The sequence below is a fragment of the Actinokineospora sp. genome, from assembly GCF_050699995.1.
Lineage (GTDB): Bacteria > Actinomycetota > Actinomycetes > Mycobacteriales > Pseudonocardiaceae > Actinokineospora.
Window position 1 is genome coordinate 21,797 of record NZ_JBOHGC010000657.1, and the last position, 9,262, is coordinate 31,058.

Genomic DNA, 9,262 nt, shown 5'->3' on the forward strand with positions numbered 1-9,262 from the left:
GCGGACGCTTTCGTTCAAAGCTTAGTGTGGATCACCCTGGTGTGGTTGACAAACGGAGGCAGTCTTAGCCTATGCTCATCCCAGGGCATCCGCTAAAGCGGACGGTTGGTGAGAGGGCCAGGGGGCTTCTCAGCACGGGGAACCGCTCACCGGGTGTCCCGGCCGAAGAAATTCGGCCATTAACGTGAGGGCGGGGCAGGCCCGCGCGGTGCTGAGGGCACGCGCGGGCCTAAGTCCCGTTTCGGGGGATCTCGAAGCGGTATCCCATGCCCGGTTCGGTCAGCAGGTAGCGCGGGTCGCTCGGCCGAGGTTCGAGTTTGCGGCGCAGCTGGGCCATGTACACGCGCAGGTAGTGCTTCTCGTCGCCGTAGTTCGGGCCCCACACCTCGCGCAGCAGCTGCTTCTGGGCGATCAGCTTTCCCTTGTTGCGCACCAGGATCTCCAGCATCCCCCATTCGGTCGGGGTCAGGTGTACCTCCACGCCGTCGCGGTGGACCTTCTTCGCGGCGATGTCGATGGTGAACGCCTCGGTCTCCACGACGGGGTCGTCGTCGGCGGGCGCGGTCGCGGCCCGGCGGACGGCGGCGCGCAGCCGGGCCAGCAGCTCGTCCATGCCGAAGGGCTTGGTGACGTAGTCGTCGGCGCCCGCGTCCAATGCGACGACCTTGTCGGTGGAGTCGACCCTGGCCGACAGCACGATGATCGGGACCGTGCTCCAGCCGCGCAGGCCGTGGATCACCTCCGTGCCGTCGATGTCGGGCAGCCCGAGGTCGAGCACGATGGCGTCGGGTTTGGTGTCGGCCGCCGCGCGCAGGGCGGCGGCGCCGTCGGCGGCGGTGACGACCTCGTAGCCGCGCGCGGTGAGGTTGATCCGCAGGGCGCGCACGATATGCGGCTCGTCGTCGACGACCAGGATCTTGGTCATGCTTCTCCGTTCCCGGCCGCGCGCAGCGCGATCACGATGGTCAGGCCGCCGCCCGGGGTGTCCTCGGCGCTGATCGTGCCACCCATGGCCTCGGTGAACCCCTTGGCGACCGCCAGTCCCAGGCCGACGCCGGTCGTGGGGTCCCGGTCGCCCAGCCGCTGGAACGGTTCGAACGCGGTGTCGGCGGCGCCTTTGGGCAGTCCAGGTCCCCGGTCGACGACCCGCAGCTCGACCTGCGCGGCGTGGGCGCTGGCCCGCACCGCCACTCCCGAACCGCCGTGCCGCAGCGCGTTGTCGACGACGTTGGCGATGACCCGTTCGAGCAGGCCCGAGTCGGCGAGCACGGGTGGCAGCCGTTCGTCGATGTCGACCTCCACCGCGTCTCGTCCGTCCATTCCGGACAGTGCGCGGTTCGCGACCTCGTCGTAGCCGACCTCGTCGAGATGCGGGCGGACCGCCCCGGTGGCCAGCCGGGACGCGTCGAGCAGGTTGTCGACCAGACCCGCGAGGCGGTCGGCGGACTCCTCGACCGTGGCGAGCAGTTCGCCGGTGTCGTGTGGGGACAGCTCGATCGAGGTGTCGCGCAGGCTGCCGATGGCCGCCTTGATCGATGTGAGCGGAGTGCGCAGGTCGTGGCCGACCGCCGAGAGCAGGGCGGTGCGCAGTTTGGCGGTGTCGGCCATGGCCCGGCCGTGCGCGGCCTCCTCGGCCATCCGCTGCTGGCGCAGGGCGAGCAGCGCCTGACCCGCGGCCGTCTCCAGGACCCGCCGGTCCGCGGCGGGCAGCGGCTTGCCGCGCAGCGCGAGCACGATGTCGTCGGTGACCGGGACCTCGGTGATCGGGACCTCGGTGTCCGGCTCGCCGGGGGAGTGCGTTCCGGCGACCGCGGCCTCGTGCCACTCGCCGTCGCGTTTCTCCAGCAGTGCCACCGAGTCCTGGCCGAAGTTCTCCCGGACCTTCGCCAGCAGCCGGGGCAGCGGCTCCTTGTGCGACAGCACGGTCCGCGCGTAGGAGCCCAGCAGCGCCGCCTCCGTCCGCGCTCGCGCGGCCTCTTCCGCGCGCCTGCCTGCCCGGTCGACGATCAGCGCGGCCAGCACGCCGACGACGACCATCCCGGCCAGCGCGACGACGTTCGCGCCGTCGGCGACGAGCAGCGTGTGGTACGGCTCGGTGAAGAAGTAGTTCAGCAGTGCCCCGCTGAGCAACGCCGCCACCAGGGCGGGGCCGATGCCGCCGAGCATCGCGACCAGGACGATCACCAGCATGTTCGCGACGACCAGCGAGGAGATGTCCAGACTCGCCCGCAGCGGCAGGCCCAACCCGGTGACCAATGCGGGGCCGAGGATGGCCGCGGCCAGGCCGAGGAGCCGCCGCCGGGTGAACGCGCCGCGCGCCGGGGTCGGCGGCCGGGCGCCGGATTCCTTGTGGGTCACCATGTGCACGTCGATCGCGCCGGAGCCCTGGATGACCGCCGAGCCGATGCCCGCGTCGAGCAGCCGGGCCAGCCGGGACCGCCGCGAGGTGCCCAGGACGAGCTGGGTCGCGTCGACGCCGCGGGCGAAGTCGAGCAGCGCGGTGGGCACGTCGTCGCCGACGACGGTGTGGAAGGTGGCGCCGACGTCGTCGGCGAGGGTGCGCAGCCGGGCGAGCGCGTGTGGGTCGGCGCCCGCGAGGCCGTCGCCGCGGAGCACGTGCACGACGAGGAAGTCGGCGCCCGCGCGGGAGGCGATGCGGCGGGCGCGGCGGACCATCGTCTCGCTCTCCGCGCCCCCGGTGACGGCGACGACCACGCGCTCCCGCGTCTCCCACGGGTCGGTGATCGATTCGTCGGCGCGGTGGCGGCGCAGCGCGACGTCGACCTGGTCGGCGACCCAGAGCAGGGCCAACTCGCGCAGCGCGATCAGGTTGCCGGGCCGGAAGTAGCTGCCGAGCGCGGCGTCGACCCGGTTTTCGGGGTACACGTTGCCGTGCGCCAGCCTGCGGCGCAGCGCCTCCGGGGTGAGGTCGACCAGCTCGACCTGCTCGGCCCGGCGCACCACCTCGTCGGGCACGGTCTCCTGCTGCCGCACGCCGGTGATCCGCTCGACGACGTCATTGAGGCCCTCCAGGTGCTGGATGTTCACCGTGGACAGCACGTCGATCCCGGCGTCGAGCAGTTCCTCGATGTCCTGCCACCGCTTGGCGTTGCGGCTGCCCGGGACATTGGTGTGGGCCAACTCGTCCACCAGGGCCAGGCGCGGTTTGCGGGCCAGCACGGCGTCGACGTCCAACTCGGTCAGCTCGACCCCACGGTGCTCGCACCGGCGGCGCGGAACCACCTCCAGGCCGTCGAGCAGCGCGGCGGTCTTGGCCCGCCCGTGCGTCTCGACCAGCCCCACCACGACGTCGGTGCCCCGGTCGCGTCTGCGCCCGCCCTCGTCCAGCATGGCGAAGGTCTTGCCCACGCCGGGGGCCGCGCCGAGGTAGATGCGCAGCTCACCCTGGCGCGGGCGGTTCTCTTCGGTCGCGCTCACCTGATCAGTTTGCTCCGCCCGCGGCGGCGCGCACGGCGAGATTGAGTCCCAGCACGTTCACGGCGGAGAACCATCCGGTCGTGTGCTCCCGGATCAGCCCGCGGACCGTCTCGACGGGCACGCCGGTCTCCCGGGCGACCCGCGGGGCCTGCAGCTGCGCGTAGGCCGGGCTGATGTGCGGGTCGAGCCCGGACGCCGACGCGGTCACGGCGTCGGCGGGCACCTGGGCGGGGTCGACGCCCTCGCGTCGGGCCACCGCGTCCCGGCGTTCGGCGACGGCGGCGAGCAGGTCCGGGTCGCCGGCGCCTTTGTTGGACGCGCCCGAGGTCGTGGTGTCGGTGATGGTGGTGGGCCGGGTGTGGAACCACGGGTCGTGCACGGGGTCGGCCGGGACAAGGTCCACCCCGATCAGGTCCGAGCCGACCGCCCGGCCGTCGACCGACACCACCGAGCCCTCGGCCTGGTGGTGCAGGCCGGGCAGCCTGCTCACGAGCCACACCGACAGCGGATACAGCACCCCGGTGAGCACGGTCAGCACGAGCAGGACCCGAAGGCCTGCCGTGGTCTGGCGGAGAAGCGAAGTCATCGCGGTCACCCGATTCCAGGGATGTGACGGACAAGCAGGTCGATCAGCCAGATGCCGAGGAACGGCGTCGCCACCCCGCCGAGCCCGTAGACCAGCAGGTTGCGCCGCAGCAGCGCCTGCGCACCGCCGGGGCGGTAGCGGACTCCCCTGAGCGCCAACGGGATCAGGGCGACGATCACCAGTGCGTTGAAGATCACCGCGGACAGGATCGCCGACCTCGGGGTGGCCAGGCCCATGACGTTGAGCTTGTCCAGCGCCGGGTAGATCGCCGCGAACATCGCGGGGAGGATCGCGAAGTACTTGGCCAGGTCGTTGGCGAGGCTGAACGTCGTCAGCGCGCCGCGGGTGATCAGCAGTTGCTTGCCGATCGCGACGATCTCGATGAGCTTGGTCGGGTCGGAGTCGAGGTCGACCATGTTCCCGGCCTCCTTGGCCGCCGCCGTCCCGGTGTTCATCGCGACCCCGACGTCGGCCTGGGCGAGCGCGGGCGCGTCGTTGGTGCCGTCGCCGGTCATCGCGACGAGCCTGCCGCCCTCCTGCTCGGCCCGGATGAGCGCCAGCTTGTCCTCCGGCTTGGCCTCGGCGAGGTAGTCGTCGACCCCGGCCCGCGCCGCGATCGCCTTGGCCGTCAAGGGGTTGTCGCCGGTGATCATGACTGTCTTGATCCCCATGGCGCGCAGCTCGGCGAACCGCTCGCGCATGCCCGGTTTGACCACATCGGACAGTCGGATGACCCCGCGCACCTGCGCGACACCATTCGAGACTTCCGCGCAGACCAGGGGAGTGGCGCCCTCGGCCGCGACCCGGTCGGTGATCGCGGCGACCTCGTCGGGCACATCGCCGCCGTGGGAGCGTACCCAGTCGGTGACCGCGCTCGCCGCGCCTTTGCGGATCGAGGCGCCGCCGAAGTCGACGCCGCTCATCCGGGTCTGCGCGCTGAACGCGATGAACTCCGCGTTGGCGACGGTCGCGTCCCCTGGGCACAGTTCGACGATGCTGCGGCCTTCGGGGGTCTCGTCGGCCAGGCTGGAGAGCCGCGCGGCCACGGTCAGTTGGTCCACTGTGGACCCACTGACCGGGATGAGTTCGGTCGCCCGGCGGTTGCCGAAGGTGATTGTGCCGGTCTTGTCCAGCAGCAGGGTGCTCACATCGCCCGCCGCCTCGACCGCACGGCCGGACGTGGCGAGCACGTTGCGCTGCACGAGCCGGTCCATTCCGGCGATGCCGATCGCCGAGAGCAGCGCGCCGATCGTGGTGGGAATCAGGCAGACGAGTAGCGCCACGAGCACCGCGACCGACTGCGGGGTCCCGGAGTAGACCGACATCGGCTGCAGCGCCGTCACGGCGAGCAGGAAGATGATGGTCAGTGTGGACAGCAGGATGGTCAGCGCGATCTCGTTGGGGGTCTTCTGCCGCTTCGCGCCTTCGACCAACGCGATCATGCGATCCACAAAGGACTCGCCAGGCTTGGTGGTGATCCGCACGACGATGCGGTCCGAGAGCACCGTCGTGCCCCCGGTGACCGCCGTCAGGTCGCCGCCGGATTCCCGGATGACCGGCGCGGACTCCCCGGTGATGGCCGACTCGTCGACGGTCGCGATGCCCTCGATGACATCGCCGTCGCCCGGGATCACCTCGCCCGCCTCCACCACGACCAGGTCGCCGACCGCGAGTTCCGCGCCCGGAACGGATTCCTCGCCACCGTCGCGGAGTCGGCGTGCCACGGTCTCGCGCTTGGCCCGGCGCAGCGTCTCCGCCTGCGCCCGGCCGCGTCCCTCGGCCACCGCCTCGGCCAGGTTCGCGAACAGCACGGTGAACCACAGCCAGCAGGCCAGGGCCACGGTGAACACGCTCGGCTCGGTGACGGCGAAGGCCGTGACAAGCACCGATCCGACCCAAACCACGAACATGACCGGGTTGCGCGCCTGGTGCCTCGGGTCGAGCTTGCGCAGCGCGTCCGGGATGGACGAACTGAGCTGCCGGGGGCTGAACGCGCCCGCGGCGGTCCGTGGCGCTGGGTGGTGTCGGACCTCTACCGGCTCCCGGGTGAGGGTCATGCCAGTGCCTCCGCGATGGGGCCCAGCGCCAGCGCCGGGACGAAGGTAAGGGCCGCGACCAGGACCACCGTGCCGCTCAGCAGGCCGACGAACAGCGGCCCGGTGGTGGGCAGCGTGCCCGAGGTGGTCGCGGTCTTGCGTTGCGCGGCAAGGGAACCGGCGAGGCAGAGCACGGCGATGATCGGGATGAACCGGCCGAACAGCATGCACAGCCCCAGCGTCGACTGGAACCAGTCGCTGGTCACCGTGATCCCGGCGAACGCGCTGCCGTTGTTGTTCGACGCCGACGCGTAGGCGTAGAGGATCTCCGAGAGCCCGTGCGCGCCGGAGTTGTTCAGCGCGGCGGCTGTTCCGGGGTGCACGGCGGCGATCCCGGCCCCGACGAGCAGCACGGTCGGCATGGCCAGCAGCACGATCGCGGCGGCGGTCACCTCGCGGCGACCCAGGTTCTTGCCCAGGTACTCCGGCGTGCGGCCGACCATCAGCCCGGCGAGGAACACCGCGATGATCGCCATCACCAGGATGCTGTACATCCCGGTCCCCACACCACCCGGCGTCATCTCCCCGAACAGCATGTTCACCACGGCCGCTCCGCCGCCGAGGCCGCTGAGGCTGTCGTGCATGGAGTTCACCGCGCCCGTCGACGTGCCGGTGGTGCTGTTGGCGAACAGCGCGGACCCGGCGATGCCGAAGCGGACCTCCTTGCCTTCGGTGGAAGCGCCCGCGAGGAGGGCTGCTGGGCCGTTCGGGTGCGTCTCGGCCCACCAGAGGACGGCGAGCATGCCCGCCCAGATCGTCCCCATCACCGCGAGCAGCGCGGTGCCCTGGCGCCGGTCGCCGACGAGCGTGCCGAACGTGCGGGTCAGCGACACTGGGATGACCAGCAGCAGGAATATCTCCAGCAGGTTGGACCAGGAGTTCGGGTTCTCGAACGGGTGCGCGGAGTTCGCGTTGAAGATGCCGCCGCCGTTGGTGCCCAGTTCCTTGATCGCCTCCTGGCTCGCGGCCGGGGCGAGCGCGCTGGTGTGCGCGGTGCCGTCCAGGGCGGTGTGGTCCACACCGGACCGCAGGCTCATCACCACGCCCAGGGCGACCAGCACGATCGCGAACACAAAGGACAGTGGCAGCAGGACGCGGATGACACCGCGAACCAGGTCGACCCAGAAGTTGCCCAGCCGGTCCGTGCGCGAGCGGGTGAACCCGCGGATCAGCGCGATCGCGACGGCCAATCCGACCGCGGCGGAGACGAAGTTCTGCACGGTCAGCCCCACCAGCTGCACGGAGTGCCCGAGCACGGTCTCCGGCACGTAGGACTGCCAGTTCGTGTTGGTCACGAAGCTGACCGCGGTGTTGAACGCCATCGACGGCTCCACCGCGCCACGCCCGAAGTCCAGCGGGAGCAGCGGTTGGATTCGTTGCAGCAGATAGACGAACAGGATCGAGACGAAGGAGAACCCGAGGACAGCGCGGGCGTAGGTGCCCCAGTTCTGCTCGGAGTCGGGATCGATCCGGGCGGCGGCGTAGATCCCGCGTTCGACCCGGAGATGGCGGTCGCTCGTGAACACCCGTGCCAGGTGGTCGCCGAGCGGTCTGTAGGCGACGGCGAGGGCCAGGACCAGCACACCGATCTGTAAGAGGCCCGCCGTGGTGTCGGTCATCAGAACCGCTCCGGGCGGATCAGCGCGACGAACAGATAGATGACCAGCAGCAGGGCGAGGACGCCGCCGACGGCGTTCGCGAGGACGGCGTTCACCCGCGCTCCAGCCCGCGGAGAAGGACCGTGAGGACCGCGAAACCGGCGGTCAGCAATAAGAGGTAGGCCGTATCGGCCATCGACGACTCTCTCCAGGCGGGGCCACCGCCTGTGGCGGCCCGGGCATCGCCATCCTGCGGCGGCGCCCGGGCCGCTTGAGTGCCGCTGACGACGTCCTGACGGGTCGCGGGCCGATCTTTACGGGTCCTTGATGGCGGGTGCCGTCGCCAGTGCGAGCAGCGCGCCCGCCAGGGTGATCGCGCCGAGGATCACGAAGGCCGTGGAGTAGCCGCCGACCGCCTCGGCGAGTGCCGCGCCCGCGAACGGGGCCAGCGCGGTGCTGACCGTCAGCGGCGCCGACAGCGCCCCGCTGAGCCTGCCGTAGTGCGCCGTGCCCCACCGGTCGCTGACGGCGGTGGCTTTGATCAGGGTGAACACGCCCCGGGCGACGCCCGCGAGGACCGCCGCGACGATCAGCGCGCCCACCGTGGTCAGGACGCCGAGCACGGCCGTGGTGACCGCCATGGCCGCGAGGATCGCCGCGGTGCGGGACCTCGGTGTGGTGTGCCGGGCAAGGACGCCGTAGCCGAGCCTGCCCGCCACCTGCCCCGCGCCGCCGAGACCGAGGGCCATCGCCGCGGTGGCGGTGTCGATGCCGCGTTCGGCCAGCAGCGGGATCAGGTTGATCACGACCGCGGACGTCGCGAACGCGGCCACGCTGAACGCCACGGTCAGGATGACGAACTCGCGGCTGCGGCTGATCCGGCCGGGGTCTGCGTGCCGCTGTCGGAGCGGGGGACGCGGCGGCCACGGCAGGCTCAGGCCGAACCAGTGCCCGGGAATGGTGATCGCCCCGAGGATCGCGGCCAGCACCAGATAGGTGGCGCGCCAGTCCAGGGAATCGGCCAGCAGGGCGGTCAGGGGAGCGAAGACCGTGCTCGCCAGGCCGCCGACCAGGGTCAGGGTGGTGAGCGCCTGCACCCGGGCCGGTCCGTGCCAGCGGGTCACCGCGGAGAACGCCGGGGCGTAGAGCGTCGCGCCCATCGCCGCGCCCGCCACCGACCACGCCGCGATGAACCAGCCGAGCCCCGGCGCCGCCGACACCGCCACCAACGAGAGGACCGCGAGCACGGAACCCGCGGTCATCACCCCCCGTGGGCCGTGGTGGTCGAGCCGACGGCCGATCGGCACTCCGGCCGCCGCGGCCACCAGCTGGCTCGCCGAGAGCGCCGCGATGATCCCCGTGGTCGACCAGCCGGTGTCGGCGGCGATGTCGCCCGCCAGCACCGGCAGGGCGTAGAAGAGCACGCCCCAGCTGGTGATCACGGTGGCGCACAAGGTGACCAGCACCCGGCGGAGACCCGCCGGGGTCTCCGCCGGGGCGACCGCTGTGGTCACCGTAGGCGCGCGGCGGGCGCGGCGAGGGTC

At 71.6% G+C, this 9,262-nt stretch carries 7 protein-coding genes; all 7 read right to left on the bottom strand.

Going from position 1 to position 9,262, the window contains the following annotated elements:
- Window positions 1-229 precede the first annotated feature (229 nt).
- The 7 genes from ACRDSQ_RS31950 to ACRDSQ_RS31980 all read right to left on the bottom strand — a co-directional run bounded on the left by ACRDSQ_RS31950 (window position 230) and on the right by ACRDSQ_RS31980 (window position 9,232).
- A complete protein-coding gene (locus ACRDSQ_RS31950) occupies window positions 230-925 on the bottom strand; it encodes a response regulator (protein WP_431426293.1) in 696 nt (231 codons plus the stop codon).
- The gene (locus ACRDSQ_RS31955) at window positions 922-3,438 is read right to left on the bottom strand and encodes a DUF4118 domain-containing protein (protein WP_431426295.1); all 2,517 of its coding nucleotides are present in this window, start codon (window positions 3,436-3,438) and stop codon (window positions 922-924) included. Before ACRDSQ_RS31955 ends, ACRDSQ_RS31950 begins: the two co-directional genes overlap by 4 nt.
- A 4-nt stretch (window positions 3,439-3,442) precedes the next feature.
- Window positions 3,443-4,024, bottom strand: coding sequence for a potassium-transporting ATPase subunit C (locus ACRDSQ_RS31960; RefSeq protein WP_431426297.1), 582 nt, complete (start codon window positions 4,022-4,024; stop codon window positions 3,443-3,445).
- Window positions 4,025-4,029: 5 nt separating this feature from the next.
- Window positions 4,030-6,081 carry a potassium-transporting ATPase subunit KdpB gene (kdpB, locus tag ACRDSQ_RS31965; RefSeq protein WP_431426299.1) on the bottom strand — a complete coding sequence of 684 codons (2,052 nt, stop codon included), beginning with the start codon at window positions 6,079-6,081 and terminating at the stop codon, window positions 4,030-4,032.
- On the bottom strand, window positions 6,078-7,739 hold the full coding sequence (gene kdpA / locus ACRDSQ_RS31970) for a potassium-transporting ATPase subunit KdpA (RefSeq protein WP_431426301.1): 1,662 nt from the start codon (window positions 7,737-7,739) through the stop codon (window positions 6,078-6,080). The genes kdpB and kdpA overlap by 4 nt, the downstream gene beginning before the upstream one ends.
- Window positions 7,739-7,834, bottom strand: coding sequence for a K(+)-transporting ATPase subunit F (kdpF, locus tag ACRDSQ_RS31975; protein ID WP_431426302.1), 96 nt, complete (start codon window positions 7,832-7,834; stop codon window positions 7,739-7,741). Before kdpF ends, kdpA begins: the two co-directional genes overlap by 1 nt.
- Before the next feature lie 198 nt (window positions 7,835-8,032).
- Window positions 8,033-9,232, bottom strand: a complete 1,200-nt coding sequence (locus ACRDSQ_RS31980) for an MFS transporter (RefSeq protein ID WP_431426303.1) — start codon at window positions 9,230-9,232, stop codon at window positions 8,033-8,035.
- Window positions 9,233-9,262: the final 30 nt, after the last annotated feature.